The sequence below is a fragment of the Streptomyces sp. NBC_00557 genome, assembly GCF_036345995.1.
GTDB lineage: Bacteria > Actinomycetota > Actinomycetes > Streptomycetales > Streptomycetaceae > Streptomyces.
On record NZ_CP107796.1, the window covers coordinates 4,674,402 to 4,699,978 of the forward strand.

The 25,577-nt window shown below is 70.6% G+C and carries 32 protein-coding genes and 1 tRNA gene; 27 read left to right on the plus strand and 6 right to left on the minus strand.

Annotated elements, in window-relative coordinates; all coding sequences use genetic code 11:
* The first annotated feature begins 2 nt into the window (after positions 1-2).
* From OG956_RS20320 to OG956_RS20435, 24 genes are all read left to right on the plus strand, one after another.
* Positions 3-911: an HK97 family phage prohead protease gene (locus OG956_RS20320; protein WP_330339407.1), complete on the plus strand. Its 909-nt coding sequence runs from the start codon at positions 3-5 to the stop codon at positions 909-911.
* Between the two features lie 6 nt (positions 912-917).
* The gene (locus OG956_RS20325; protein ID WP_330339408.1) at positions 918-2,246 is read left to right on the plus strand and encodes a phage major capsid protein; all 1,329 of its coding nucleotides are present in this window, start codon (positions 918-920) and stop codon (positions 2,244-2,246) included.
* 15 nt (positions 2,247-2,261) lie between these two features.
* A complete protein-coding gene (locus OG956_RS20330) occupies positions 2,262-2,474 on the plus strand; it encodes a hypothetical protein (protein WP_330339409.1) in 213 nt (70 codons plus the stop codon).
* Between the two features lie 86 nt (positions 2,475-2,560).
* Positions 2,561-2,986 (plus strand): hypothetical protein, encoded by a 426-nt coding sequence (locus tag OG956_RS20335; RefSeq protein WP_330339410.1) that lies wholly within the window; start codon positions 2,561-2,563, stop codon positions 2,984-2,986.
* Positions 2,973-3,539, plus strand: a complete 567-nt coding sequence (locus tag OG956_RS20340) for a mobile element protein (RefSeq protein WP_330339411.1) — start codon at positions 2,973-2,975, stop codon at positions 3,537-3,539. Before OG956_RS20335 ends, OG956_RS20340 begins: the two co-directional genes overlap by 14 nt.
* Positions 3,539-3,886: a hypothetical protein gene (locus OG956_RS20345; RefSeq protein WP_330339412.1), complete on the plus strand. Its 348-nt coding sequence runs from the start codon at positions 3,539-3,541 to the stop codon at positions 3,884-3,886. Before OG956_RS20340 ends, OG956_RS20345 begins: the two co-directional genes overlap by 1 nt.
* A gap of 12 nt (positions 3,887-3,898) precedes the next feature.
* Positions 3,899-4,180, plus strand: coding sequence for a hypothetical protein (locus OG956_RS20350; protein WP_330339413.1), 282 nt, complete (start codon positions 3,899-3,901; stop codon positions 4,178-4,180).
* Entirely contained in the window at positions 4,168-4,593 is a 426-nt protein-coding gene (locus OG956_RS20355) for a hypothetical protein (protein WP_330339414.1), read from the plus strand. Before OG956_RS20350 ends, OG956_RS20355 begins: the two co-directional genes overlap by 13 nt.
* Before the next feature lie 56 nt (positions 4,594-4,649).
* Complete coding sequence (locus tag OG956_RS20360) at positions 4,650-5,417, plus strand: Ig-like domain-containing protein (protein ID WP_330339415.1); 768 nt, start codon at positions 4,650-4,652, stop codon at positions 5,415-5,417.
* Between the two features lie 93 nt (positions 5,418-5,510).
* A complete protein-coding gene (locus OG956_RS20365; protein WP_330339416.1) occupies positions 5,511-5,867 on the plus strand; it encodes a hypothetical protein in 357 nt (118 codons plus the stop codon).
* Positions 5,868-5,871: 4 nt separating this feature from the next.
* Complete coding sequence (locus tag OG956_RS20370; RefSeq protein WP_330339417.1) at positions 5,872-6,240, plus strand: hypothetical protein; 369 nt, start codon at positions 5,872-5,874, stop codon at positions 6,238-6,240.
* Positions 6,241-6,401: 161 nt separating this feature from the next.
* The gene (locus OG956_RS20375; RefSeq protein ID WP_330339418.1) at positions 6,402-6,662 is read left to right on the plus strand and encodes a hypothetical protein; all 261 of its coding nucleotides are present in this window, start codon (positions 6,402-6,404) and stop codon (positions 6,660-6,662) included.
* 26 nt (positions 6,663-6,688) lie between these two features.
* Positions 6,689-11,161, plus strand: a complete 4,473-nt coding sequence (locus tag OG956_RS20380) for a phage tail tape measure protein (RefSeq protein ID WP_330339419.1) — start codon at positions 6,689-6,691, stop codon at positions 11,159-11,161.
* Positions 11,162-11,181: 20 nt separating this feature from the next.
* Complete coding sequence (locus OG956_RS20385) at positions 11,182-12,060, plus strand: hypothetical protein (RefSeq protein ID WP_330339420.1); 879 nt, start codon at positions 11,182-11,184, stop codon at positions 12,058-12,060.
* Positions 12,057-13,211: a phage tail protein gene (locus tag OG956_RS20390; RefSeq protein WP_330339421.1), complete on the plus strand. Its 1,155-nt coding sequence runs from the start codon at positions 12,057-12,059 to the stop codon at positions 13,209-13,211. Before OG956_RS20385 ends, OG956_RS20390 begins: the two co-directional genes overlap by 4 nt.
* Positions 13,211-14,146 (plus strand): hypothetical protein, encoded by a 936-nt coding sequence (locus OG956_RS20395; RefSeq protein WP_330339422.1) that lies wholly within the window; start codon positions 13,211-13,213, stop codon positions 14,144-14,146. The genes OG956_RS20390 and OG956_RS20395 overlap by 1 nt, the downstream gene beginning before the upstream one ends.
* Before the next feature lie 14 nt (positions 14,147-14,160).
* Positions 14,161-14,796 carry a hypothetical protein gene (locus OG956_RS20400; RefSeq protein ID WP_330339423.1) on the plus strand — a complete coding sequence of 212 codons (636 nt, stop codon included), beginning with the start codon at positions 14,161-14,163 and terminating at the stop codon, positions 14,794-14,796.
* A 16-nt stretch (positions 14,797-14,812) separates the two neighbouring features.
* A complete protein-coding gene (locus OG956_RS20405; protein ID WP_330339424.1) occupies positions 14,813-17,368 on the plus strand; it encodes a right-handed parallel beta-helix repeat-containing protein in 2,556 nt (851 codons plus the stop codon).
* Between the two features lie 61 nt (positions 17,369-17,429).
* Positions 17,430-18,257, plus strand: a complete 828-nt coding sequence (locus OG956_RS20410; protein WP_330339425.1) for a hypothetical protein — start codon at positions 17,430-17,432, stop codon at positions 18,255-18,257.
* Positions 18,258-18,325: 68 nt separating this feature from the next.
* The gene (locus tag OG956_RS20415) at positions 18,326-19,279 is read left to right on the plus strand and encodes a glycoside hydrolase family 25 protein (protein ID WP_330339426.1); all 954 of its coding nucleotides are present in this window, start codon (positions 18,326-18,328) and stop codon (positions 19,277-19,279) included.
* Positions 19,276-19,584 carry a hypothetical protein gene (locus tag OG956_RS20420; protein ID WP_330339427.1) on the plus strand — a complete coding sequence of 103 codons (309 nt, stop codon included), beginning with the start codon at positions 19,276-19,278 and terminating at the stop codon, positions 19,582-19,584. The genes OG956_RS20415 and OG956_RS20420 overlap by 4 nt, the downstream gene beginning before the upstream one ends.
* A 58-nt stretch (positions 19,585-19,642) precedes the next feature.
* A complete protein-coding gene (locus OG956_RS20425) occupies positions 19,643-19,846 on the plus strand; it encodes a hypothetical protein (protein WP_330339428.1) in 204 nt (67 codons plus the stop codon).
* 78 nt (positions 19,847-19,924) lie between these two features.
* Positions 19,925-20,257 (plus strand): hypothetical protein, encoded by a 333-nt coding sequence (locus OG956_RS20430; RefSeq protein WP_330339429.1) that lies wholly within the window; start codon positions 19,925-19,927, stop codon positions 20,255-20,257.
* Complete coding sequence (locus OG956_RS20435; protein WP_330339430.1) at positions 20,254-20,946, plus strand: collagen-like protein; 693 nt, start codon at positions 20,254-20,256, stop codon at positions 20,944-20,946. The genes OG956_RS20430 and OG956_RS20435 overlap by 4 nt, the downstream gene beginning before the upstream one ends.
* 18 nt (positions 20,947-20,964) lie before the next feature.
* Here the strand turns inward: OG956_RS20435 and OG956_RS20440 are convergent, their stop codons facing one another.
* The 4 genes from OG956_RS20440 to OG956_RS20455 all read right to left on the minus strand — a co-directional run bounded on the left by OG956_RS20440 (position 20,965) and on the right by OG956_RS20455 (position 22,876).
* Entirely contained in the window at positions 20,965-21,171 is a 207-nt protein-coding gene (locus OG956_RS20440) for a hypothetical protein (RefSeq protein WP_330339431.1), read from the minus strand.
* A gap of 65 nt (positions 21,172-21,236) precedes the next feature.
* A complete protein-coding gene (locus OG956_RS20445; RefSeq protein WP_330339432.1) occupies positions 21,237-22,091 on the minus strand; it encodes a helix-turn-helix domain-containing protein in 855 nt (284 codons plus the stop codon).
* A 22-nt stretch (positions 22,092-22,113) separates the two neighbouring features.
* Positions 22,114-22,644 carry a DUF6879 family protein gene (locus OG956_RS20450; protein WP_330339433.1) on the minus strand — a complete coding sequence of 177 codons (531 nt, stop codon included), beginning with the start codon at positions 22,642-22,644 and terminating at the stop codon, positions 22,114-22,116.
* Positions 22,622-22,876 (minus strand): hypothetical protein, encoded by a 255-nt coding sequence (locus tag OG956_RS20455; protein ID WP_330339434.1) that lies wholly within the window; start codon positions 22,874-22,876, stop codon positions 22,622-22,624. Before OG956_RS20455 ends, OG956_RS20450 begins: the two co-directional genes overlap by 23 nt.
* A gap of 229 nt (positions 22,877-23,105) precedes the next feature.
* Between OG956_RS20455 and OG956_RS20460 the strand changes: the two genes are divergently transcribed.
* The 3 genes from OG956_RS20460 to OG956_RS20470 all read left to right on the plus strand — a co-directional run bounded on the left by OG956_RS20460 (position 23,106) and on the right by OG956_RS20470 (position 24,563).
* A complete protein-coding gene (locus OG956_RS20460; protein ID WP_330339435.1) occupies positions 23,106-23,309 on the plus strand; it encodes a hypothetical protein in 204 nt (67 codons plus the stop codon).
* A gap of 235 nt (positions 23,310-23,544) precedes the next feature.
* Entirely contained in the window at positions 23,545-23,892 is a 348-nt protein-coding gene (locus tag OG956_RS20465; protein ID WP_330339436.1) for a hypothetical protein, read from the plus strand.
* On the plus strand, positions 23,880-24,563 hold the full coding sequence (locus OG956_RS20470) for a hypothetical protein (RefSeq protein WP_330339437.1): 684 nt from the start codon (positions 23,880-23,882) through the stop codon (positions 24,561-24,563). The genes OG956_RS20465 and OG956_RS20470 overlap by 13 nt, the downstream gene beginning before the upstream one ends.
* A 112-nt stretch (positions 24,564-24,675) precedes the next feature.
* On the opposite strand, the gene OG956_RS20475 is transcribed toward OG956_RS20470, so the two are convergent.
* Together OG956_RS20475 and OG956_RS20480 are read right to left on the minus strand one after the other, a co-directional pair.
* Positions 24,676-24,915 (minus strand): helix-turn-helix transcriptional regulator, encoded by a 240-nt coding sequence (locus tag OG956_RS20475; protein WP_330339438.1) that lies wholly within the window; start codon positions 24,913-24,915, stop codon positions 24,676-24,678.
* Between the two features lie 552 nt (positions 24,916-25,467).
* Positions 25,468-25,540, minus strand: a tRNA-Arg gene (locus tag OG956_RS20480).
* Positions 25,541-25,577: the final 37 nt, after the last annotated feature.

Genomic DNA, 25,577 nt, shown 5'->3' on the forward strand with positions numbered 1-25,577 from the left:
CCATGCGCACCATGGAGGTGACCGCCAAGGTCAAGGCGGCGGGCGTCGCCGACGGCCTGGCCGAGGGACAGTTTGTCGCCCTCGTCTCGGTGTTCAACAACGAGGACAGCATGGGCGACGTCGTCCGCCCGGGCGCCTTCACCCAGACCCTGCAGGACTGGGCGGCCAAGGGCGACAGCATCCCCGTCATCTGGTCCCACCAGTGGTCCGACCCGTTCGCCCACATCGGGCACGTCCTGGAAGCCCAGGAGACCGACCAGGGCTTGGAGGTCCTCGGCCAGATCGATGACCTCGGCGAGAACGACACCGCCGACCAGGTCTACCGCCTCCTCAAGGGGAGAAGGGTCACACAGTTCTCCTTCGCCTACGACGTGCCCAACGGCGGCGGCGCCTGGGTGAAGGACGACACCCACCCCTGGGGCGGCTACTACGAGCTGCGCCAGGTCGACCTGCACGAGGTCGGTCCCTGCCTGCTCGGCGTGAACCGCGAGACCGAGTTGCTCGCCGCGAAGGCCGCCAGCATCGCCGCCGGCGCCAAGGCCGGCCGCGTGCTGTCCCAGGCCAACTACGACCGTCTCACCGCGGCCTACCAGTCGATCGGTGAGGTCCTGGCCGCCGCCGAGCCGGAGAAGGCACGGCAGCCCGCGGCCCCCAAGAACGACACCCCGTCGGAAGAGTCCGGCCAGCCCGGCTCTGCGGCGGCCAGCGGCACCGAGCCGCCCGCCCAGCCCTCAGAGCCCGCGCCCGCCCAGGACGCCGCCGACACCGCGACCACCAGCAGCACCGAGAACGAGGCCACCCCGGACCCCCGCGAAGCATCCGACGCGGATGCCGCCAAGGCCGGCGCCGTCTCCAACCGCCTGCGCACCGACCTCGCGCTCCTGGAGCTCGAGGTATCGCTCACGGAATGAGGAGACATGCCCAAGACCATCAAGGAACTCTCGGAGGAGATGAAGGACCACCTCCTCAAGGCCCAGGCGATCGCCAAGGCCGCCGAGGAAGCGGACCGGGACTTCACCGAGGAGGAGACGACCCAGCTGCGTGAGCACATGGCCAAGGCCACCGCAGCGAAGGCCGAGATCGAGAAGCTCAAGGGCAACGAGGAGCTGCGTAAGACGCTCGCCGAGCTCGGCGACGACATCGCCCTCAACGCCAAGACCGACAACGAGGGCCGCCGGCAGACCGCGTCCGGGTTCCTGCTCCCCGACAAGGCCAAGAGCCTCGGCGAGCAGTTCACCGAGTCCCCCGAGTACAAGGCCCTCCTCGCGCAGGCCCCGAACGGCCAGTTCGGCGCGAAGCAGCGCGTTCAGTCCGAGATGTTCGGCGTCAAGTCGCTGGTCACCGGAGGCGACGACACCTCCGGCGGTGCCCTGGTCCAGCCCGACTACCGCGGCCTGGCCGTCGGCCTGGATGTTTTCCAGCGGCCGCTGCGCCTGCGGGACGTCGTCACCCCCGGCCAGACCACCTCCGACACGGTGGAGTACGTCCGCGTCACCTCGGTGACCAACAACGCCACCCCTGTGCCGGAGGCCACATCCTCCGCAGCGCCGACCGCTCCGGGCGGTGCCGGTCCGCTGGTGAACAACGCGGGCGGCGGCTACAAGCCCGAGTCGGGCCTGGCCCTCGCGAAGATCACCACGGCGGTCAAGACGATCGCCCACTGGATGCCGGCGACCAAGCGGTCTCTGTCCGACGCCGCGCAGATCAGGACGCTGATCGATGCCTTCCTCCTCTACGGCCTGGAGGAGGAGCTGGAAGACCAGATGGTCCAGGGCGACGGCACGGGCGAGAATTTCGAGGGACTGTCGAACGTGAGCGGGATCCAGGCGCAGGCCTGGGACTCCAACCTCCTCAAGACGACCCGCAAGGCCAAGACCCTGGTGCGCACCGTCGGCCGGTCCATCCCGAACGCCTACCTGCTCAACCCGGCCGACACCGAGGCGCTGGACCTGCTGCAGGACAACGAGGCGAGGTTCTATTTCGGCGGCCCTGCCGGAGCCGGCACCGCCCAGGTCCTGTGGGGCATCCCGGTCATCGAGACCGAGGCCGTCCCCGCGGGTACCGGCTACTGCGGCGACTTCCGTAAGGCCGTCCTGTGGGACCGCGAGCAGGCCACCATCCAGATCACGGACTCTCACCTGGACTTCTTCGTCCGCAACCTCGTGGCGATCCTCGCCGAGATGCGCGCGGCCTTCGGTGTCCTGCAGCCGTCCGCGTTCGTCGAGATCGACCTCACCGCGGCCTGATCGGAGGCATCACCCATGGCGTACCTCAACCCGGCCGCCGGCGCGGCCCGCGAGGGCAAGCAGGCCGCGGCACAGGCCGACATGGCCGCGGTCACCACGACGGCCGCGGCCGGGGCCACCCCGACCAAGGCCGAGTTCGACAAGGTCGTCACCGACCTGACCAACGCCCGGAACACGATCAACGGTCTCCTGGCCAAGCTCCGCGCGGCCGGCCTGATCGCCCCGTGACCCTGTTCATCCACCGCCACGTCGGAGGGCGCTGCCCATGCGGCGCGGCAAACGCCGCGTGCGGCGGGCCCTCCGACGTCGTGCCGGTGGACCAACTCATCGAGGAGGTGGCCGCGGTGAGCGGTCCGCTGAAGAAGTACAAGGTCGTGCGCGGTGGCGTAGAGACCGTGATGAAGCTGTCCGACGACGACGCCAAGCGGCTCGGCGTCGGCGCGGACGATCTGGTCGACGGAGCGTCGACCATCGAGCCGGTGCAGGCCGCCGAGTCGGCGGCCGCCGAGGACGGCCCGGGCGAGGAGGGCGCGGACGAGGAGGGCGCGGACGAGGAGGGCGCGGACGAGGAGGGCGCGGGCCCGGACGACGGCCAGGAGACCGACGCAGGCTCCGAGAACCCACAGGACGCGAAGACCGACACCACGGCCGCGGCCAAGAAGACGCCGGCCAAGCGGCGCCCGGCGTCGGCGAACAAGGCCCGCACGAGCGCGGCTACCAAGGCCGATGGTGGCAGCTGACGACTACCTCGCGGACCCGACCGAGCTGGCCGCCAAGGTCGGCCGCGCTCCGGACGACCCGCAGCTGCTGTTCGCCCTGCGCCAGGCAACACGCCGCTTCCGCGGTCAGGTCGGGCACCGGGTCACCCTCGTCACCGACGACACGGTCACGCTGGACGGCAACGGCAGGCAGTCGCTGTTGCTGCCCGTCTGGCCCACCGTCGCCGTGACACAGGTGGTCCTCGATGGCACCGCACTGACCGAGGGCAGCGACTACAGCTGGTCAGAGGCGGGCATGCTGCGCCGCCTCGGCTGCCTGCGCTGGCCCGACCGGCTGCGCTGCCTGCAGGTCGTCTACACCCACGGCTGGGACGGACTGACCAACGTGCCCGAGGACATTCAGGAGGCCGTCCTCGAGCGCGCTGAGGCTGTCCTGACGATCCCGGTGGGCGTGCAGTCCAAGGCCGTCGGCGGGCAGTCCGTCACGTTCGGCGCGCAGGCCGCGTCCGGCGCGACCGAGGCCTGGGTGTCCGCCGTCAACCGGTACAAGGTCCGCACGGGCGGAGAGGCCTGATGTTCTTCTTCGACTCCCTCGTGCGCGTGCGCGCGGGCACGCGCACGGACCGCGGCGGCAACCCGGTACCGGACTGGTCTGCCGGGGCCGTCGACCGGCTGACCGTCGACCAGCTGAACATTCAGCCGGCCAGCCAGACCGAGAACCAGGATGCCACCCGCACGGCGGTCGTCACCGGCTGGCGTGTGCAGTCCGCCGAGGGGACCCGCCCGGACATCACGGCCGCGGACCGCCTCGAGTGGCGCGGCATGACGCTCGAGGTGCAGGGCGAGGTAGCCGAGTGGTCCGACCCGATCACCGGCAAGCCGCACCACATCGAGTTCACCATGACCCGCGCCACCGGATAGGAGGGGAGCCCGATGCTGCAATCCTTCCGACTGGACAGCCGTGGCGTCCGCCAGGTCCTCAAGAGCGAGGAACTCAGCCGCACCGTCAACGGCCTGGCGGGGGCCATCGCCGCGCACGTCCGGCCGCACGTCCCCCAGGGCACGGTCGTCTCCGTGCACGCCTACACCACCGACCGAGGCGCCGCCTCGGTCACCGTCGAAGACGTCCGGGCCATGTCCTGGCAGGCCCGCGACGGCATCCTCACCCGAGCCGCCGGCGAGGTCGGCCTCGAGGTCAAGGCGTGGCAGCAGTGAAGCCGCTGACTGTCTTCGATGACGCCCAGGCGGCGGCCGCCGACGTCCTGCGCACCGCGCTGGCCGGGCGGCCGGAAGACTTCGCGGCCGGCGTCACCGTGGGCACCCGAGTGCCCGGCAGCCGCGCCCCCGAGACGCCGCTGCGGTACGTCATGGTCCGCAAGGACGCCGACCTGCCGCACCCGTCCATGGCCAACGCGCGCGTCACGCTTCGGGTGACGTGCTGGCACGAGGACGACGACCAGGCGCACGACCTGGCGATGCTCTGCCAGGGCCTGCTCATCGTCCACTCCGGCGACGTCATCCGCGGCGTACGCCCGGGCACCGGGCCGCTCCCTGCCGTGGACGACGTCTCCGGCTGGCCGCTGTCCACGTTCACCGTGCTCGCCAACGTCCGGCCCCGGCTGGCCTGACGCGCGGACCTCCCGAACCGCGGCTCCCTGCATCTGCTACCTGGAAGGAGGGCGCCGTGGCCGGCGACCCGACAAAGGCAAACCTGTGGACCGACGCTGACGTGTACGTGTCCTTCAACCTCAACGCGACCCTGCCCGCCAACGCCGACGAGCCGTTCGGGCCCGACTGGGAGCTGGTCGGTCTGCTGGACGGCGACGACGGCTTCCCGGAGTCCCGCGACGAGGACACCGACGACAAGTTCGCCTGGGGCGGCATCCTCGTGCGGACCAGCCGCCAGCACTTCAAGCTCACCAAGTCCTTCACGGCCCTCGAGGACAACGACGTGACGCGCCAGCTGGTCTGGCCCGGCTCCACCGCCACCAAGATCAAGGTGCCGCGCCCGGCCCGGGTCAAGGTGGCGTTCGAGACCCGCGAAGGCATCAAGAAGCGTCGGCTCGCCACGAGCCTGTACGCCGAGTGTGCGCTGGACGGCGACCACGGCGAGAACGAGACCGACCTCGAGTCGGCGACGATCGCCTGCACGATCTTCCCGACCTCGGACGGCGACCTGTTCGATCTGCAGGAGACTCCGGTCCTGCAGTCCATCTCTGTCACGCCGGCCACTCTGGCCGTCACCGCCGGGAACATCGAGGCCCTGGCCGCGACCGCCACCTACTCCGACTCGTCCACGGCCGACGTCACCGCCGAGGCGACCTGGACGTCCTCGGACGCCACCAAGGCCACCGTCAGCGCGGGGTTCGTTACCGGCATCGCCGCCGGCACCGCGACCGTCACGGCCACCTATCAGGGCCAGACGGACACCTGCGCGGTCACCGTCAGCTGACCCCAGGCCACCGGGGCGCGGGCGTTCGTCGCGGTTCGGACCGCGCCCCGGTGCTCCACCCACCCACCGAACCGCGCACCCTCAAGGAGGCCCATGCCTCTGCAGCAGTTCAGCGACAGCGAGCTGCACGCCAAGGCCGTGCAGCTCGGCGTCATCACCGAGGGCGAGGAACTCCCACGCGAGCAGCGCTCGCGCGTGGCCGCGGCACTCCTCGAGGAGCGCCGCGCCGCCAAGGCGCCAGCGCAGCCGGCCGAGCCCGTCCGGGCCAGGGAGATCACCGTACGCGGCACCGAGATCACCGTGGACGGCAAGCCGTTCCCGTGGCTCGTAGCCAGAGCACCGATGGAGATCGGCCTGGCCGTGGACGGCTCCGGCACTGTCCGGCTCACGCTCCTCGCCGACAGCGTCCAGGTCCTCAAGCCGCCAACCAGCAACAGCGAAAGCGAGTAACCCCATGACCACCCGAACCGCGACCAAGAGCACCGCGCCGGACGACCAGCCGTTCGACTTCAACCTCAACGCCGTCCAGGCCGAGGTCGATCTGTCCCCGTTCCGCTTCCTGTGGAGGACCAAGGACGACCCCAACCGTCGCTTCTCCATGACGCACATGCAGGACCTGGACGTCTGGGAACTGATGGAGGCCGCCGAGGGCGGCGACATCTCTGCCATGACCGGGGTGTTCCAGGCCGCGATGAGCGAGGACGACTGGAAGGCCTTTCGCGCCACCCGGCTTCCCCAGTACAAGCTCAAGGCGCTGTTCAAGGCCTACCGCGAGCACTGCGGTGCAGCTGAGGGGGAATCGCAGGCCTCGTCCGACTCCTGAGGGAGCACGGCGAGGCCGTAGAGGCCGACCTGCGCGAGCACTACGGTGTCCGCCTCAGCGACCTGTTCGCCCGGGGGCCGGACGGCCGGCCCCGGCTGACGTGGCGGGAACTGGGCGTCCTGGTCCGCCAGTTCCCGCCGACCGCCCGCACGCGCATCGCGATGGGCAACTCGGATGGCCTGTGGGGCCTGCAGGAGCACCTGCAGGCCCTCACCGTTGACGAACTGCGCATCGCCAACTGGCAGCGCGCCAACGAGGGCGTGAAGCCCGGCAAGCAGTCCAAGCCGCCCAAACCGATGGTCCGCCCCGGCGTGGGCCGCGGCCGCGACAAGAACAGCCCCGAGCGGATCGCCAAGCGCAAGGCCGCGCTCGGCCGGGCCGCCGAACGGCGCCGGGCCCTGGCCCGCGGGGAGCTCACCTAGCTCAACAACTGAACAGGGGGTGTCCCGTGCCCAATGTCGGCTACGCCACGCTGCAGGTCATCCCCTCGGTGCGGGGCATCTCCGATGAGCTGCGCCGCCAGCTCATCGGCCCCGCCGCCGACGCTGGCCAGCGCGCCGGCGAGCAGAGCGGCGGAGGCTTCCGCGACGCGTTCGAGGGCGTCCTCGCCGCGCTCGGTGTGGAAGCCGTCGCCGAGAAGTTGGGCGAGCAGTTCACCGAGGCCTTCAACCAGGCGATGGAGCAGTCCAACATCGCCGGACAGCTCAAGGCCCAGCTCGGCGCCACCGCCAAGCAGGCAGCACGGTACGGTCAGGTCGCAGGCTCCCTGTATGCCAAGGGCGTCACCGATGACCTGGAGACCGCCGCAGAGGCGGTCAAGGCCACGCTGCAGGGCGGCCTCGTCCCACCGGACGCGACCAAGGCGCAGCTGCGCGAGATCGCCACCGAGATGGCCGACGTCTCTAAGACGTTCGGCACGGACCTGGGCCTGCAGTCGCAGGCGGTGGCAGCCCAGCTGAAGAACCACCTCGCGCCGGACGCCAAGACCGCCCTGGACGTCATCGCCAAGGGCTTCCAGACGCTCGGCCCGAACGCCGAGGACCTCCTCGAGACGTTCCAGGAGTACCCGGTCCAGCTGCGCAAGCTGGGCCTCGACAGCAAGACCACGCTCGGCCTGTTCCGGCAGGGCATCCAGGGCGGCGCCCGAGACACGGACATCCTCGCCGACGCCCTCAAGGAGTTCTCGATCCGGGCCGTCGACGGCAGCGCCACAACGATCGCCGGTTTCAAGGGCCTGGGTCTGTCCGCCAAGGGCATGGCCGAGCAGATCGGCAAGGGCGGCGACTCCGCCCGCAAGGGCCTCGATACGGTCCTGGACCGCCTCCGCAAGGTCAAGGACCCGGTCAAGCAATCCCAGCTTGCGGTCGACCTGTTCGGAACCCAAGCAGAGGACCTGGGGAAGGCCCTCTTCAGCTTGGATCCGTCCAAGGCCGTCTCGGCCATGGGCAAGGTGGACGGCTCCGCGAAGCAACTCGGCCGGGACATCCGGTCCGGCCCCGCCTACGAGATCACCACCTTCACACGGTCGGTGCGGCAGGCCTTCGTCAACATCCTGGGCGGCCAGGTCCTGCCCGTCCTCGGCAAGGCCGGAAGCCTCCTGAACCGCACCGTCCTGCCACCTCTGGTGAGCGTGGCCACCGTCGTCGGCGGCACGGTCATCGTCGTCCTCAAGGACCTGTGGTCCGCCGGCACCGCGGTGGTCAACTGGCTGCGAGACATGGGCACCTGGCTCATCCCCATCGGCATCGCCGTGGCCGGCTTCACCGCGGCCATCCTCGCGCAGCAGATCGCCACCGCAGCCGTCACCGCGGTGTTCTCCATCTACCGCGGGGCCATCCTCGCCTGGACCGTCGTCCAGCGCGGCGCGACGATCGCGCAGGCCGCCTTCAACGCGGTAATGGAAGCCAACCCCGTGATCCTCGTGATCACGGCAATCGTCGCCCTGGCTGCTGCCCTCGTTGTCGCCTACCAGCGCAGCGAAACGTTCCGGGCGATCGTCCAGGCCGCCTGGGCCGGCATCCAGACCGCAGCCCTGTACGTCTGGAACTCGGTCCTCAAGCCCACGTTCGCCGGGCTGATGACGGCGCTGTCCGCCATCGGATCCGCCTTCCAGTGGCTCTGGTCCTCCGTGATCTCGCCCGTGTTCTCGTTCATCAGCACGGCAGCGCGCATCCTCCTGACGTTCCTGGTCGTCGTCGTGATCGCGCCGATCGTCCTCGCGGTCAAAGCACTCGGAGCGATCTTCTCCTGGCTCTGGACGAACGCGATCTCCCCGGTGATCGGCTTGATCACCGCCGGGGCCCTGCTGCTGTGGGCCGGGGTGAGCATCGTCTTCGGCTGGCTCATGACCGGGCTGCGCACCGTCGGCGGCTGGGCGACGTGGCTCTGGACGAACGCGATCTCCCCCGTCGTCGGGTGGATCACCGCCGGCTTCCTGCTGCTCTGGGCCGGAGTCAGCGTCATCTTCGGGTGGTTCACTACCGGGCTGCGCACCGTCGGCGGCTGGGCGACGTGGCTCTGGACGAACGCCATCTCGCCCGTCGTCGGCTGGGTGGTCGCTGGCTTCGGCCTCATGTGGACTGGTGTCAAGGTCATCTTCGGGTGGTTCACCACCGGGCTGCGCACGGTCGGCGGCTGGGCCAAGTGGCTCTGGACGAACGCCGTGACGCCAGCGATCAACGGCGTCCGCTCGGTGATCTCCGGCGTCTACCACAACGGGATCGCACCCGTGCTGTCCGCCCTGCGTTCGGCGATCGGCAAGACCGGAGACGCGTTCGGCGCAGCGAAGGACGCCATCGGCACCGCCTGGTCGAAGGTCTCTGCGATCGCCAAGAAGCCGGTGTCGTTCATCATCGACACCGTCTACAACCACGGCATCGTCGCGGTCTGGAACAAGGTCGCCTCCGCCTTTGGCGCCCCGAAGTTGTCCACCTACAAGTTCGCCCGCGGCGGCCCGGTGTTCGGTGCCGGCACCGAGACCTCCGACGACATCCCGGCCTGGCTCAGCAAGAACGAGCACGTCTGGACGGCCAAGGAGGTCCGCGGTGCCGGCGGGCACGGCGCGGTCATGGCCCTGCGGAAGTGGGCGGCGGCCGGCGGGTCCGGGCCGCTGCCCGGCTTCAAGGACGGCGGCGGCCTGTTCGGCTGGGTAGGGTCCGCAGCATCCGCGGTCAAGGGCTTCGGCTCCAAGGCCTGGTCGGCGGTCAAGCACGTCGCCGGGTGGATCAAGGACGGCCTCGAGGCGTCCGCGCGCGCGGGCGTGAAGGCGGTCGTGGACCCGCTGCTCTCCCGCATCCCCGGGCTCAACACGGGCTGGGGCAAGGCCGTCAAGGGCCTGCCCGACAGGGCGATCAACGCGATCTTCGGCTACAGCAAGGAGGCGGACAAGCAGGTCTCCAAGAGCCTGCCCAACATCGGCGGTTCCGGGGTGTCCCGGTGGCGGCCGTACGTGATCAAGGCGCTCGCGGCGAACGGGCTGTCGACGTCGGCGGCCATGGTCGCCAAGGTGCTCCGGCAGATCGCCACGGAGTCCGGCGGCAACCCCAAGGCCGTGCAGCACGGCTACACCGACATCAACACGAAGACCGGGGACCTCGCCAAGGGCCTCATGCAGACCATCTCGGCGACGTTCAACGCGTACAAGTTCCCTGGTCACGACGACATCTTCAACGGCTACGACAACCTCCTGGCCGCGCTGAACTACGCCAAGCACCGGTACGGCCCGTCCCTGTCCGCCCTCGGCCAGGGCCACGGCTACGCGACCGGCACCAAGGGCGCCCGCCGCGGCTGGGCATGGGTCGGCGAACGCGGGCCCGAGCTGGTCCTGTTCGGCGGCGGGGAGACCGTCCTCGACCACCAGGACTCCCTGCGCGCCGCGCTCTCCATGGGCGATGTCGGCGGGTACGCCAAGGGCACCTCGGCGGCGGCCCGCAAGCAGGTGCCCGGTGACCTGTCCTCGGTGAGCAAGGTCCTCACGGCCAGCGCGGCGGACATCAAGAAGGCGTTCGATGAGCTGACCAAGGACCTCAAGGCGGCCGGCGGCGCCGGCAAGGCGCTGGCTACGTCCTCCTCGCAGGCCTCGGCCAAGCTCCAGAGCCTGGCCAAGCAGCGGGACTCGGTGCAGTCGAAACTGGCAGCAGCCAAGCAGGCGGCCACGGACCAGAAGAAGACAGCGTCGGACTTCCTCGGCCTGTCCAATCTGACCGACGCCACCTCGGCGGCCCAGCTCATCACCGGCCTGCAGGACCGGCAGGCCACCGTGAAAGCCTTCCAGTCGACCATCACCGGCCTGTCCAAGCGGGGCCTATCGCAGGACCTCATCAGCCAGCTCGTGGCGATGGGCCCGGACAGCGCGCTCGCCGGAGTCGTGGCCGGCGCGAGCAAGGCCCAGATCGCCCAGCTCAACCAGCTGGCCAAGTCCGGCGCCAAGCTGTCGACGTCGTACGGCAACACCATGGCCGACGCCATGTTCGACGCCGGCAAGAACGCGTCCAAGGGATTTCTCACCGGCCTGCAGTCCCAGGAAAAGGAACTGCAGGCGGAGATGAACAAGCTGGGCGACACCCTGGTCAAGAGCATCAAGCACAAGCTCGGCATCCACAGCCCGGCCAAGGCCCTCATGCCCGTCGGCGCGAACACGGCTCTGGGCGTGGTCGCCGGCATGGACGACACCACGGCCAAGGTCACGGCGGCCGCCGCGCGCCTCGCGGACGCCGCCGTGCCCGAGGCGCCGAGCGTCTCACCCGCCTCCTACACCACCACCGCGCAGGCCCACGGCGGTGCGCTCGCCTCCGGGCAGCGGCTCTATCTGGTCCTCGAAGACGGTACGGCGTTCCCCGCCTACGTGGACCAGCGGGCGGACGGACGTGTGGCGGCCGGTATGCGCCAGGTGCGACGCAAGGTCCGCGCCGGCACCAAGTAGAAGGAAGGGAGGCGCCCGCGATGCCGATGATCGTGGACCCGTCCGCGCCGCACATCACCCCGCCCACACCGGCCGTCAGCCCCGACGGGTGGTTGACGGCCAGCGTGGATGCCACATATGCGGGCGTGGTGCTCGGCGTCGACTACCGCGCGGCCACGCCGTACGCGCGTGCCACCGATGTCCGCAAGGTGCGCATCCTGCGCACCGACCCGGGCCAGCAGGCCGTGCCAGTACGGTCGGCTGACCCCGCGTGGGCCATCGAGGGCGTGGGCGCGGCGTACGACCACGAGGCGCCGCTCGGGGTGGCGGTCGTCTACACCGCCACCCCGATCCTCGCCGACGGCAGCACAGGCCCGTCCTCCTCGCTGGCCGTCACGGTGGACGAGCCCACCCCGCCCGCCGACGTGTGGATCAAGTCGCTGGACGAGCCAGGCCTGTCCGCCCGGGTCACCGTCACGGCCTGGCCCCAGCTGCAGTGGTCCGCGCGGATCGACTCCGCCGACGTCGCAGGGTCACCGTTCCCGGCCACCAGCCAGGACGTCTACGCGGCCGCCACCTCGGACATCACGATCGACGCCGAGGGCGAGCAGATCGAGCTGCTGCGTACCCTGCTCACGACGCCCGGAGTCCGGCTGATCCAGACCCGCGGGGCCAACCAACGCCCGGACCAGTTCGTGCTCTTCGGCGACCCGGCCGAGGCCGTGGACACCACTCCGGACGGGCCACGGACGTTCACCGCCTCGGTGCGGCAGGTCGCCCGCCCGGACACCGCCGGCCAGCCCATGCGCATGCCCGGCTGGTCCTGGGACAACCTCGCCGCCAACTACGGCTCGTACGACGCCGTGGCGGCGACGTTCGCCACGTACCAGCAGCTGGCGACGAACGGCGTCCTGGGATGATGCCGATCGCCCCGGAGGTCCTCGCGGCGCTGCCGCAGGCGATCGGCCGGCCGTACTACGCCGAGTGGTCCAACGACGGCGGCACCACCTGGACCAGGTGCGGCCTGGTGGCTGGCTCGGCGCAGGTGACCGCGGACCGTACCGCGGAGAACCGCTACAGCGGGCAGGCCGAGCTCCTCGGCGTCGGCGAGGGCCGCACCGGCATCAACTCCATCACGACCAACGTGCGGCTGTGGCAGGGCGTGCAGCTGCCGCGCCGCGACCCGGTGTGGTTTCCGGCTGGCCGGTACTCGGTGAGCCACACCAGCCGGACGCTGCACGGGATCAGCGTCGAGCTGGAGGGCCTCGAGGACGATCTGCGCGACCCCTTCCCGGTGCCGCGCACGGTCGGGCCCGGGCCCGCGCGCACGCTCGTGCCCCAGCTCGTGAGCGAGGCCTTGCCCGGGGTGCCGGTCGCGTGGCGGCCCGGCGTGGACCCCGACACGCAGGTCCCGCAGATTGTGGCCGCGGACGACCGGTGGTCGGTGCTCTCCTCGGGCTCGGATTCCACCGGCACGTCCACCGGGATCGCGGCCGCGCTCGCCGGTGAGATCTGGGCGGACGCCCGGGGCGTCATCGTCGTCGGCCCGGTGCCCACCCTGAACGACCCGGTCGTCTGGGAGATCGCCCGCGGCGTGGGTGGCGCCCTGGTCCAGCCGCAGCCCGAGACCACCCGCGACGGCCTGGCCAACGTGTGGGCCGTCAGCGGCGACGGCGGCGACGGCTCGCCCGCGGTCGGCCCCGCCTTCGCATGGGACGACGACCCCAACTCGATCACCTACGCCGGCCCGGACCCGATCAACGACCCGGGCGCGCCGCAGCGACTGGGCCTGTTCGGGGTCCGGGTGCGTACCCAGCGGTACTCGTCCTCGCTGATCACCAGCTACGGGCAGGCCGCGCAGGTAGCCCGGGCGAAGCTCGCCGACTCCCTCGGCGTTCAGGCCGCTCTGTCGCTCACCGCCGTGTGCAACCCGGCCCTCGAACCGGGCGACGTCACGGCCGTGGAGGTGGACGCCGGGGTGTGGGAGCGGCACCTCATCGACTCGATCAGCTACACGCTCGGCGCGGCCTCCATGTCCTGCAAGACCCGCACGACCGCCAGGAGGCTGTGATGGCCGACCCCTTGGGCGGCGAGGCCGAGCGGCTCGCCGCCGCTCTCACCGCCGGCGGGCAGAGCGGTGACGTCGTCTCCCTGCAGGTCGCCGACGTCACCGAGTCCGGCCGCGTGAACCTGCAGCTCGGCGACGGCTCCCTGCTGATGGAAGTCGCCTGCCCCGACAGCTACCGCAACCGGGCTGCCGGCGACTGGGTGGCCGTACGCCTCTCCAGCGTCCCTGTGGTCCTGTGGCGGCTCGGCGACGACCCCGCCATCACCGACGCCGAGGACCTGCAGAAGGCAGCCACGCAGGCCGCCCAGGACGTCCAGGTCGTGCGAGCAGCCACGTACGGCACCGGCGCGCCGAGCGGCACCGGCTGGCAGGCCGCCACCGCCGTCTACGTGCGCAAGGTGGACGACAAGATCGAGATCTATTTCCAGGTCCCCGACGCCTCCGATCCCTCCCCGTCCACGCCCGGCGTCCCCACGCCCAAACCGGTCACCGTCTCGCCGACCGCGTCCGGGAGCTGGCGCGCCGGCCGCCCGGACGACTACGCGAGTACGCCCGTCCAGGGCGACTGGACCGGCCGCGGCAATCGCAGGGGTGCCTGGTTCTACGGCTCGGCGATCCAAAGCGCCTGCGCGGGCAAGACCGTGTCCGGGATGAAGGTCCAGTTCACCCGCAAGGCCGGAGCCGGCGTGAACGCCAAGCGGCCGCTGCACCTGTACCTCCACAACTACGGCTCGCCGCCGTCCGGACAGCTCAACCTCGGTGACGGCCCCGAGGACTTGCTGCGGCTGTCCGCCGGCGCGAAAGGCACTGCGACGCTCCCCAAGAACTGGGTCACCGCGCTCGCCTCCGGCTCCGCCAAGGGCCTGGCCATCTACGCCAGCGGCTCATCCGACTACATGGCCGTCACCGGCGGACAGATCACCATCACGTTCTCCTGAGAGGAGGCCACCTCTTGGCGACCTTCGGATACGCCAACCTCCCCGTACCAGGCGGCGGTGACGGCCCCACGATGCCGGGCCACCTCGCCGACCTAGCCGAGGCCATCGACCCGCACCTGTGGCAGCACGCCAACGACCAGGCAGACCGCGACACCAAGTACTCCACCGCGCCCGCCCAAACGGTCGTCGTCGCCCTGGACGGCACCACCTGGATCAAGGTCAGCAACGACACCAACACCTGGGTCACCGTGTGGGAGCCGGTCGCCGACTGGGTGCCCCTCAGCCTCGCCTCCGGCTACGAGGCCGGGCAGACCACGCCCGAGGGCCGCATCGACCGCGGGCAGGTCCACCTGCGGGGACGCATCGAGCGCAGTGACGGCGGCCTGATCGCTGTCTCCGGCGTCAAGCTCGGCACCGTTCCGGACGCGTTCATACCGAAGCAGATCTCCTCCTTCGCCGGCGGCGCCAGCCTCACCGGCGACGCCATGACCGGCGTCGGCCGCGTGGAGATTTTCAGCCCCGACCAGGACGCCAACTCACTCGGCGGCCGCGGCTCGCTCATCTGGTACAGCCAGGACGGCTCCCAAGTCTCCGGTGGCGCCCCCGGCGTGTCCTGGGTGGACATCTCCGGCTCGTACTGGCTCGACTGAAAGGAGCGCCTCACGCATGCCGCTCTACACCTTCGGCGGGACGCCCTCCGACGTCCTCACCGACGACGCCGGCAACGTCGTCCCCGACTACCCCGTCCTGGTCAGGGTCGCCGGCACCGGCGCGATCGTCACCGCCCTGTTCGAAGAGGACGGCACCACCCCGATCGCCACCCTCAAGTCCAACCCCGCCAGCAGCAGCTCGCCCGGCGCCATCCGCACCTTCAAGGCGCAGGATGTCTCCGAGATCGAGTACGAGTACCTGGACGCCAGCGGCCAGCCCGTGCGCTGGTACCAGGCAGGCCGCGAGGTCGCCTCCGGCGCCATGCAACAGGCCACGCAGGCGCTGGACGCTGTCGGCACCAAGCTGGACCTGGCGACCACCGACCCGCAGGAGGTGGCCGGCCCGGTTGTCTTCGAGGATGCGGTCACGTTCGACCAGCCGATCACCGCGCCCAATCTGAACGACCAGAGCGCCGTCAGGTGGTTTGCCGTCACTGGAGCGGTCGGCAACGGAACCACCGACGACCGGGCCAAGATCCAGGCACAGCTGGATGCCGCGCACAGTGCGGGCGGCGGCATCGTCTACATCCCGCCGGGCCGGACCTACGGGATCTCCACCTTCCTCGTGGTGTACGACAACACGACGATCTGGGCGTACGGAGCCACCCTCAAGGCCATCGGCACCGGCGCCGGCCTCCTGAGGAACTTCCTGGGCACCGAGACGTTCTCCGGCTACTCCGGCCACTCCCACATCCAGGTCCTCGGCGGCATCTGGGACGGCAACGCCTCCGACGGCACCACCGGCACGGTCACCGCCGAGACCGATGTGATCAACTTTTTGCACTGCTCGGACATCACGGTCAAGGACGTCATCGTCCGCAACGTGAGCAGCGCGCACGCCCTCGAGTTCAACTCCACCGACGGCGCGAGGGCGATCAACTGCCGCTTCGAGGGCTACCGCGACAACTCCGGGAACAGCAGCCGCCAGTTCAGTGAGGCCATCCAGATCGACATCGCCAAGAGCGGCAGCAGCAGCATCGGCGCCTTCGACAACACGCCCAGCCGGAACGTGCTCGTGACGGGCTGCTACTTCGGTCCCTCGAGCCGCCTCGGCGTGTTCGGCCGCGCGGTCGGCTCCCACACCGTGGCCGCCGGCGTGACCTTCGACAACATCCAGGTCATCGGCAACCGGATCGACGGCACCCTGCGCGAGGGCATCTACGGCTACGGGTGGCGCCGCGCGGTCATCGCCGACAACGTCATCACCGGTACCGGCTACTCCGGTGTCTTCGTCACCCAGCCCGACCCGGCCACCACCGCGATCACCCAGCACACGGTCACCGTGCGCGGCAACACGATCGAAGGGGCCGGCACCGACAGCGGCATCCGCGTCCTCGGCTACGCCACATCGAAGATTGCCGGGGTGTCCGTCACCGGCAACGTGATCCGCTCCATCACCGGCAACGCGATCCACTGCGAGAACTGCTCGGCGCCGAACATCTCCGGCAACCAGGTCGACACCACGACGTCCACCGGCATCTACGCCCACTACTCCGACGCCGCCACCCTCACCGGCAACAGCGTCCGGGCTGCCGGCTCGAACGCCCTCAATGCCTCGGGGTCCGTCGGTGTGACCGTCGCCGGGAACACCGTCGACGGCACCGGGTCCAACTTCGGCATCTTCGTCGGCCAGGGCGCGGACGGCGCGACCAACTCCACGGACGCCGTGATCTCCGGCAACGTCATCCGCTCGCCGGCCTCGTCCGGGATCCGGCTGTCCACCAACGCCACCGGCTGTCTGGTTGTCGGCAACAGCGTCCGCAAGCTGGCCGGCGGTGCCTCCTCGGCGCTGTCCATGGCCGCCAGCGCCACCGGCTGCACCGTGCTGAACAACGACTTCACCGGCAACGGCTGGACCGCGGCCACGGCCATGAGCGTGTCCACGGCCGGACCCGTCACCGGCCCCGGCGGCATGACCGCTCTTCCCGGCTCCAACCTCGTGGACCAGGACCTCGTCCCGCAGAACGCCCTCGAGGCGGCCATGCGGCCGGCCGGGCGGTACGAGACGACGTCGCGGCTGCGGTGCGGCACCGCGTCCACGCCGACCAGCGGCACGCTGTACCTGGTGCCGATCTGGCTGCCCAAGGGCCTGACCATCTCGAACATCACGTTCGTGTCGGGCGGCACCGGTGCCGCGAGCCCCACCAACTGGTGGTTCAGCCTGCACGACTCGGGCCGGAAAATGCTCGCGCGCACCGCCGACCAGCTGACGGCGTCCTGGGCCTCGAACACGGTCAAGACCTTGGCCATCGCGCAGACCACCGCGGGCACCGCCTCGTCCTACACGACGACCTACGCCGGCCTGCACTACCTGGGCGTCATGGTCAAGGCCACGACACAGCCCAGCCTGGCCGGCGAGGGCTCCGCCGACGCCGGTATCGCGTCCGCATCGCCCGGGTTCGGCGGCACCGACACCGGCCTGAGCACTCCGCCCACCGTCAGCGGGGCCGGCTTCACCGCGGGAGCCTTCGGCGCAGGCTCCGGGATCCTCGCCTACGCCTACGTCAGCTGACCGGCCCCGCTCCACCCTCGCCCCGACCGGGGCGTTTTTCATGCTCACCGGAAGGTCCCGCATGCCCCAGTCCTCGTACATCACCCGCGTCCGCGAGTACCCGCTGCACCCGCTGTGCGGCCGGCACCTCGTCCTGGACCGTCGGTCCCTGAACCACACGGTGACGGAGATCGACCCGGCCAAGCTCAAGCCGGCCGAGTGGCTGCCCAAGGTGCCGATCCTCGACCAGTCCAACCTGGACGCACAGGGCATCGACGTCACCCAGCTGCTGCCCGGCGCGCCACCCGCCAAGGAACTCGGATCCTGCACCGGCAACGGCGCCACCTACGCCCTGTCGGCCCTGCTGGACGCGCCCCGGCTCGAGGAGATCGGCCTCAGCACGAGCGACAGCAAGGCCGGCGAGCAGTTCGCGATCCGCTGGTACTCCGGCGGCACCCACGAGGACCAGTGGCGCGACGTCGCATACCCCGCCACCGACTGCGGCTCCTCCGGCCTCGGCGTCGCCCGCTACGGCAAGGCCCGCGGCTGGTTCGACGGCTACCGCACCGCCACCACGGCGCTCGGCGTGGCATCCGCGCTGCAGAGCGGCGGCCTCCTCTTCGGACTGCCCTGGCACCGCGCATTCTTCGAGCCCGACCACAACGGGTTCATCGACGTCGCAGGCTGGGAGCGCAGCCCGGTCGACGGCGGGCACGAGGTGTACGCGGCTGTCCTGGAGTCGGTCCGGCTGACCTCCGGCGGCGACCTGGACCTGGACCGCACCGTCGTGGCTCTGCCGAACTCGTGGAACACCTCGTGGGGCATCGACGGCTGGTTCCGGATGCGCCTGTCCACCTATCAGACGCTGCGCCGTGAGGTCGACGTCTACCAGTTCCGGCTCGCGGCCTGACAGCCCCACCAACCCCCGCACGCCCCGCGCCCACCAGGCCGGGGCCTTCGTCATTTCAGGAGGTGCCGATGGCCACCTGCCGCGGCATGGACGTCTCCGCCTACCAGGGCACCCAGGACTGGGCGGCACTGCGCCGGAGCGGCCTCACGTTCGCCTTCGCCAAGGCGACCGAGGGCCTGCACACCGTGGACCCGAAGTTCGCCACCCACATCAAGGGCATCCTCGCCGCCGGACTGGTCGCTGGCAGCTACCACTTCGGCTGGCCCACCCAGGACCCCAAGGCCGAGGCCGCCCACTACATCGCCACGGTCAAGCCGTACGCGAAGGCCGGCTACACCCACTGGCTGGACCTCGAGCGGTACTCCGACGGCCGGAACTACCGCGGCCGCAACAACGCCGAGATCCGCGCGTGGGCCACCACCTGGATTCACACGGTCCAGGCCGCCTTCCCCAATCAGCGCGTCGGCATCTACACCAGCGCGGACGACATCGCCGCCGGCCGCGCCCCCGCCGACGTTCCGCTGTGGTACCCGGCGTACCCGTGGGGCGAGGCCGCCTACAGCCGCGCCGAGGCCGCCAGCCAGCCGCGCCCCTCCGGCCGGGCCCCGCTCATCTGGCAGTTCACCAGCAAGCCCGTGGACCGCTCCATCGCCTACCTGTCCGAGGCCGACTTCCGCGCCTGGGCCGGCGGCGGCACGCACCCCGAGGAGACCGACATGCAGCCCACCGACGAGATCGCCGTCCCCGCCTGGGCCAAGACCACCTGGCCCAAGGACACGGGCCTGGCGGACGGCAAGATCCAGGTACAGACCGCGCTCGCCTCCGGCTACGCGCACTCGCGTAAGGCCGCCGAGCAGACCACCGCGATCCTCGCCCAGCTCGGCGCCCAGGCCGCGACGATCGACAAGCTCGTCACCGCCCTCGGCGCCGGCGGAGGCCTGACCGCCGAGGAGATCAAGGCCGCCGCCGAGGCCGGCGCCCAGGCCGCCCTCGCCAAACTCGGCGAGGCCCTGCAGTCGTGACCCACGCCCCCAGAACGCCACCCGCCAACTGGCCCGGCTTCGAAACGGCCGGCATGACCCGGCTGACCGACGACATCTACTTCGGCTGGCTGGAGCACGAGTCCACCCCGTTCTTCTGGCACTGGTGCAAGGCCCTCGAGGACGTGCCCGAGGACCGCAAGGTGCACAAGGGCTGCTGGGTGGGAGCTGGCACGAGCGCGCACACTCTGGTCTCGCGCGAGCCCCTGCACCTCGAACCGAGCCTGTTGTGGAAGTGCTGCGGCCTGCACGGATTCGTACGCAACGGCGTCTGGATCCCGGCCTGACCCCGCCATCGTCATCGGCTGCCGCCGCCCGGCGCAGCCCGCCTGAGAAGAGATCACCGTGAAGATATCCAAGGTTGCCAAGGCAGTCGTCTCCGGCCTCGCCGCCGGCGCCACTGCTACCGTCACCGCCGTCCAGGACGGCCGGATCACGACCGCCGAGATCGTCACCATCGTCCTGTCCGTCCTCGGCGCGTACGGCATCACCTGGGTGGTGCCGAACGCGCCCGCCACTGGCGGCGGCAAGGACGTCACCGGAGCCTGAATCGCAGGGCAGACCGGCAACGGGTGACGCAGGCCCAGGGGCTGCGCTCACACCCCCCACAGCACAACGGAGGACCGCGTGGACGCTGCGACGCTTGGCGCTGTCGGATCCATCGTCGTCGGGCTCGCAGCCGCCGGCGCCGCAGTGATCGGGCACCGCGGCGCCAACGCGGCCAGCCAGTCAGGCGCCGTCCTCGGGGGGTATTCGACGCTCGTGGACAACCTGCAGGAGGAGCGCAACGGCCTGCAGGTGAAACTCGCCGAGAACGAAAGGCTCCTCGCGGCCGCGTACGCCGAACTCGCCAGCGAGCGCGCAGACAAGGCCGCCCTGCAGGGCCAGATCACCGTGCTCACTGCCGAGAACGAGCGGCTCCGGCAACGCATCGCTGAGCTAGGAGGGCAACCCACGTGACGACGACCCAGGCCGCCCTCGCACAGCGATGGCGAACCCTAGCCACCGCGGCTGTCCTCCTCGTGTTGTGCGGCGCGGTCGTCCTCGTCTGGCTGCGGATCGATGCCGAGTCCCGCCGCGCAGACGCCCTCGCCCAAGAGGCCAACTTGCGCGGCGACGCTGTGGCCACCCTCGCCGGTGACGTGCGCGTGCTGCGCGCCCAGATCAAAGCCAAGGGCGGCACGCCAGCAGCACCCGATCCCACCGCCGCGGTGAGTAACCTGCCGGCGCGCGCCGAGGTGCCCGTTCCGGTGCCCGGTCCTGCAGGGCCTCAAGGCCCCAAGGGCGAGCCGGGCAAGGCTGCTCCGACGCTGACGCCGTCGCCCGGACCGAGCGGGCCGCCAGGACCTTCCGGAGCCCCGGGCGCGACGGTGACCGGACCGCCCGGGCCGGCCGGGCCCTCGGGGCCACCTGGCCCGTCCGGGCCGGCAGGCCCGCCAGGCAAGGACGGCGTGGACGGAAAAGACGGCAAGGACGGGAAAGACGGCCAGAACTGCCCCTCGGGCTACTCCCTGCAGGCACCGGACTGGGACCCTGACGCCCTGGTCTGCCGGCGGGATGGTGCTGGACAGCCTGGCAGCCCTTCACCCTCACCGACGCCCTCGCCCATGGCGCTCGGCCTGCCAGCGGAACGACGCCGCATGGCATGAACTCCGGCCCTCGCTCTCCTACGGGAGGGCGAGGGCCGTTTCGTGCTGCCCGGGCTCGCCGGCTGACTCCCTGCGCAGAGCTGCGGCCCACTCGGTGACCAGCTGCTCGTACCGGGACCGGTCCTGCGCGCTGAGTCGGCCGCCGGACCGCCGCCACAGCTGCCGGATTTCGCTGTTCAAGGCGTGCGCGGACCGCACGGAACCAGGGCAGGCGTCGGAGGGCATGCGGCCAGCGTACGGAACAGCACTGACAACGAGCCGAGCCCTCGAGGCAGTTGGGCGCTTTGGCCTCAGCGCAGGACCTCGATGGCCCGCAGGATGAGCGCACGCGCCTCGCTGCCGTACACGGCCATGCTGCGCAGCTGCTCGAACGCGCGCAGGTACAAGGCGAGTTCGGACGGCTGGGTGATGCGCACGCGCGCGGAGACCAGTTCGACGCTGACCAGGCGGTCGTCGTAGACGTGGAACGTCTCGCGGGGCCACTGGGTCCGTGAGTCGGTGGATTCCGGAATGATGCCGAGGGAGACCTGAGGCAGAGCGCCGGCCGTCAGCAGATAGCCGAGCTGGGCGGCCATGGTGTCGGCATCGCCCACCTGGTACCGCAGGACGGCCTCCTCGATGACGAACACGAAGCGCCGGCCCGGCTCGTGGATGATGCGGCTACGGTCGACCCGGGCCCGGGCAGCGTCCGCGCTGTCATCTACCGGTACGTCGCGGAACCGGGCGCTGATGCCGAGGACGCCCGCGGCGTAACCCTCGGTCTGCAGCAGGCCGGGGACGAGGGACGAGGAGTAGACCCGGAAACGCTCGGTGTCCTGGAAGAGCCGCGGTTCGCGTCCCTGCAGGGCCTTGAGACCGTCGCGGACCTGCGTGCGCCACTCGGTATACATCGACTCGGCGTGCAGGGACCGGGCGATGAGGTCCTGGGCCTGGTCCCCGACGCCGCATGCTGCGCACCACAGGCGGATGTCGGTGGCGGTCGGCGCGGTCTTGGCGTTCTCGATCCGGGACGTCTTGGCGTGGTGCCAGCCGCACCGCTTGGCCAGCTCAACGACCGTCAGCCCGGCGCTCTTGCGTAGATCACGCAGCTGGTGAGCGACGACCTCGCGCGCGGCCTGGGCGGACGAGGACGGGGAGAGGGGCATGAGCTGGCCTGTCCGGTGCGTGCTAGCGGATCTTGTACTGGTCGTGCGGAACTGCTCGCGCCCAGACGGCTTCGAAGGCCTCGCTGCACAGCTTGGCAGCGGCCGGATCCTCTGTGACCTCGCCGCCGGCGGACTGGCCCTCACCGGTGAAGTGGTTCCACCTCACCACCTGGTCATCGAACAGCCAGAAGTCGTTGCCGGGCAGAGCGATGGTGGATGCCTGCCGCCGGGGGAGCCAGCGGACCTGCTCGCCCGCTGCGACGTTGGTGAAGGTGCCGTCGTAGAGGAAGCGGGTGTACTCGCTGACCGGCTCCGAGACGATCCGCGCGCGGCGGATCACCACGCCGCGCGCGACGGCCTGCTGTACCAGGTCGAGCCAGGGCCGCCACCAGGACGCCCTGTCCGCCGGATCGGGCCGGATGCCGGCCCGCCAGTCGGCGAACGGCCCCTTTTCGTAGTCGACGGCGTAGGCGTCCCGCATCTCCAGATGGACGGCGGAGCGGGCCGCGCCGGCCAGGAGGTCAGCGAAGTCAGGCGGGGTTGTCGAGGGCATCGCAGGCCTTCCTGAGCATCGGCACCATGCGGGCAGGGACACGGATCACGGCCTCGTGGTCGGGGATGCCGACGGCGTGTCCCGGAACCTCGAAGGCGGCGCACTCGGCTTCCAACTCCGGGCTCGGCTTCCACCCTTGAAGCACGAGTTCTTGCTTCTCCTGGTCGACCCAGACGGTCGGCGACTCATGGTCACCTGTGTTCGGGTCGATGCCGATGAACCGTAGCGACACGGAGGCCTCCTATGACGGCATGTGCAGGACTGTGCACCACCGTCATGCCGGCGACGGACACCGTCAAGGGCAGGGATCCGGCCCTTGGCCGAGTACAGCCCTAGATGTTGCACAAATCTGCACACCCCTAGGGGTGTCGCACATCACACTCGTAGCGTCAGCGGCACGAGGAAACCCCGGCGAGGCGGCGGGCCTCCCGGGGCACGGTCAACGCCTGAGGAGCGTCGACATGCCGCAGACTACGCAGTCAGCCAGCCAAGAGACCAGCCCCACCAGCTACGGCTACTGCTCCTGGCACCAGGGGCAAGCACGGGGCGTACGCCTCATCCAGGCCACCGAGCAGGGCAGCGGCCCCGGTTCCGCCGGCAACCATTTCGCCTGCCTGCCGTGCCGCCAGGCCTACGACCTCGTGCCGCTGGCCGACCGGATGTGACGCTCCCCTCGCCTCTAGATCTCACCCACGCCCAGTACTCCGGCTGGGCCTGCTGCTGGTGCGCACGGTCGCTGCACCGAGGCGGTGCCCCGGCCGGGCGAGCGCACGGCAGTGTCGGCGCTCACGTCCTGGACGTCGACCTCTATGAGTGCCCGCCCGGCTACGGCTGCAGCCCCTCGAGGCGCGCCGCTGCCGCCGACCCCGGCAGTCACCACCCCGACACGGAGGCCTCCGCATGACGACCACCGAGACCAGAGCGCTGGTCGACATCCCGGCCGCGCTGCTGCCGCTCATCCAGCTGCCACCGCTCGAGGTCCTCCCAGACGCCCGAGCGCGCGGCGCCGAGTGCGTGTGGGGCGGCGAACCGCTGTCCACCGCCACGGCCGTCGACCTCGGCGAGCGCAAGGACGACGGCGTCCACTGGTTCCCGCGCGCCTGCAGGCCCTGTACGCGGCGCGCCGTCCTGGCTGCGCGCAACAATCACCCCGGCTCGTGCGAGCAGTGCGCGGAAGACGCCAGCCGCTGCGAGACCCGCCACGCCCTGCACTCTCTCGCTCTGGAGCTACGCACGTGCCGACCGTAGAGGCCGCCGCCGTCCGCCCCATGCGGTACTGGGAAGGCATCCCCGTCCCCTTCATCGCCGCCTGGTCCGGAGAACGGATCCCACCCCAGCCCCTCGCCCTGCGCGTAGGCCGCGGTGGTGTTGGCCTCGGATTCCAGGACGAGGACAGTCACGTCGACCGCCAGCTCGGTGCCCTATGGATGCGCATGCCCGCGACGCGATCGGGCCGCCCCCAGTTCGAGATGGTCCACGCGCTTCGGCAACGGCAGGCGATGACCCGCCTGCTGTGCCAGATGTGCGGTGGCCCGACGATCGGGACACGGCGTGACGAGCGGACGCTCTTCCTCCTCGGCTCAGCAGACGGTGAGCCGATCGCGGACGGAGAGCAGACCACGTCCCCGCCCCTCCATGCCGCCTGTGCACTGCTGGCGGTGGACCACTGCCCGTTCCTCCGCAAGGGCTGGGCGGCCGCCCTCGTCTCGCACACACCGTCATGGGGCGTGGCCGGCAAGCTGTACGACCCGGACACGCTCGAGGCTGTACCCGCACCGGGCAGAAGCGGGGTGCACCGCGTCTCGTTCCTCGATGCCGAGCGCATGCGCTGGATCCTTGCCAGCCGCCTGGTCGTGACACTCGAAGGCGTGGAGCGTGTAACCGACCTCGAGGAACTCGCGCTCGCGCCGGCGCCGTGACACCGACTTCCGCTCCTGGCGCACGCCGTGACGGCAGGAGCGGGCCAGAGCTCCAGCGTCCCCCAGACGGCGAATCGGGGAGTGAGCGGCGCTGGAGAGGGCGGCCGCCCCGTCACCCCTGTCGGGGCGGCCGTTCGCCGAGTAGCTCGGGAAGCGACGTCTCCAGGACGTCGGCCAGGAGCAGGAGGTCACGCAGGTCGGGCACGCGCTGGGCGTATTCCCAGCGATGGATCGTGCGGTGGTCGCGGCCGATGCGCTCGCCCAACCGGACCTGGGAGAGGCCGGCCTCGAGACGGGCCTCGCGAATGCGTTCCCCGATCTCCCGGCAGCGGGCGTGTACCCAGTCGGGCATCGGGTCGAGTGGCACGCGCCCACGCTGTAATGATCATCGCCTGTTGTCTTTGCCTGGTCGGGCAAATTTAATGATCTTGGCAAGATGATGGTAAGTAGACGCCGCCCACATGTCTGTGATCAGGCGTGCGGGCGGGATCGGAGCGGCCGGAAGGGCGTGCGCGTCTCCGCCTGACCGGCCGTTAGACGCCGGACTTCGGTCAAGGCGTCCCGCCCCGGGTGCCGATGGCTCCGGGGCGGTTTACGTTGGAACGCAGAAGGGCCCCCGCCGACAACAGCGACGGGGGCCCTCGCCTGTGCGGGCCGGCCTCCCCGCCAGACACCGCACAGTCCACGGGACGCGCGTCTCAAGCGCGCGCGGGGAGACGCGCCTGCTCGTCCCGTGAGAGTCACCTTACGTGCTGGTAGCACTTAGTCCAGTCACTCGTAAGGGTGAGATAAGAACGATGCCGCGTGGGGATGTGGCATCCATGTGGCATTCGATCATGAAAGCGGCCCCCCGTTCGAATTGAACGAGGGGCCGAAACCGCCTCTGACCTGCGGTCCAGGTCGGTGCCCCCGGCAGGATTCGAACCTGCGACACCCGCTTTAGGAGAGCGGTGCTCTATCCCCTGAGCTACGAAGGCAGTGCTGAGCAGTGGTGACGGAGTCACCGGTCGACAG

Excerpts from the sequence above, each read along its gene's own strand:
- OG956_RS20320 (WP_330339407.1), top strand. The coding sequence starts at position 3 with ATGCGCACCATGGAGGTGACCGCCAAGGTCAAGGCGGCGGGCGTCGCC.
- OG956_RS20325 (WP_330339408.1), top strand. The coding sequence starts at position 918 with ATGCCCAAGACCATCAAGGAACTCTCGGAGGAGATGAAGGACCACCTC.
- OG956_RS20330 (WP_330339409.1), top strand. The coding sequence starts at position 2,262 with ATGGCGTACCTCAACCCGGCCGCCGGCGCGGCCCGCGAGGGCAAGCAG.
- OG956_RS20340 (WP_330339411.1), top strand. The coding sequence starts at position 2,973 with ATGGTGGCAGCTGACGACTACCTCGCGGACCCGACCGAGCTGGCCGCC.
- OG956_RS20345 (WP_330339412.1), top strand. The coding sequence starts at position 3,539 with ATGTTCTTCTTCGACTCCCTCGTGCGCGTGCGCGCGGGCACGCGCACG.
- OG956_RS20350 (WP_330339413.1), top strand. The coding sequence starts at position 3,899 with ATGCTGCAATCCTTCCGACTGGACAGCCGTGGCGTCCGCCAGGTCCTC.
- OG956_RS20365 (WP_330339416.1), top strand. The coding sequence starts at position 5,511 with ATGCCTCTGCAGCAGTTCAGCGACAGCGAGCTGCACGCCAAGGCCGTG.
- OG956_RS20370 (WP_330339417.1), top strand. The coding sequence starts at position 5,872 with ATGACCACCCGAACCGCGACCAAGAGCACCGCGCCGGACGACCAGCCG.
- OG956_RS20375 (WP_330339418.1), top strand. The coding sequence starts at position 6,402 with ATGGGCAACTCGGATGGCCTGTGGGGCCTGCAGGAGCACCTGCAGGCC.
- OG956_RS20385 (WP_330339420.1), top strand. The coding sequence starts at position 11,182 with ATGCCGATGATCGTGGACCCGTCCGCGCCGCACATCACCCCGCCCACA.
- OG956_RS20390 (WP_330339421.1), top strand. The coding sequence starts at position 12,057 with ATGATGCCGATCGCCCCGGAGGTCCTCGCGGCGCTGCCGCAGGCGATC.
- OG956_RS20395 (WP_330339422.1), top strand. The coding sequence starts at position 13,211 with ATGGCCGACCCCTTGGGCGGCGAGGCCGAGCGGCTCGCCGCCGCTCTC.
- OG956_RS20405 (WP_330339424.1), top strand. The coding sequence starts at position 14,813 with ATGCCGCTCTACACCTTCGGCGGGACGCCCTCCGACGTCCTCACCGAC.
- OG956_RS20410 (WP_330339425.1), top strand. The coding sequence starts at position 17,430 with ATGCCCCAGTCCTCGTACATCACCCGCGTCCGCGAGTACCCGCTGCAC.
- OG956_RS20415 (WP_330339426.1), top strand. The coding sequence starts at position 18,326 with ATGGCCACCTGCCGCGGCATGGACGTCTCCGCCTACCAGGGCACCCAG.
- OG956_RS20440 (WP_330339431.1), bottom strand. The coding sequence starts at position 21,171 with ATGCCCTCCGACGCCTGCCCTGGTTCCGTGCGGTCCGCGCACGCCTTG.
- OG956_RS20445 (WP_330339432.1), bottom strand. The coding sequence starts at position 22,091 with ATGCCCCTCTCCCCGTCCTCGTCCGCCCAGGCCGCGCGCGAGGTCGTC.
- OG956_RS20450 (WP_330339433.1), bottom strand. The coding sequence starts at position 22,644 with ATGCCCTCGACAACCCCGCCTGACTTCGCTGACCTCCTGGCCGGCGCG.
- OG956_RS20460 (WP_330339435.1), top strand. The coding sequence starts at position 23,106 with ATGCCGCAGACTACGCAGTCAGCCAGCCAAGAGACCAGCCCCACCAGC.
- OG956_RS20465 (WP_330339436.1), top strand. The coding sequence starts at position 23,545 with ATGACGACCACCGAGACCAGAGCGCTGGTCGACATCCCGGCCGCGCTG.
- OG956_RS20475 (WP_330339438.1), bottom strand. The coding sequence starts at position 24,915 with ATGCCCGACTGGGTACACGCCCGCTGCCGGGAGATCGGGGAACGCATT.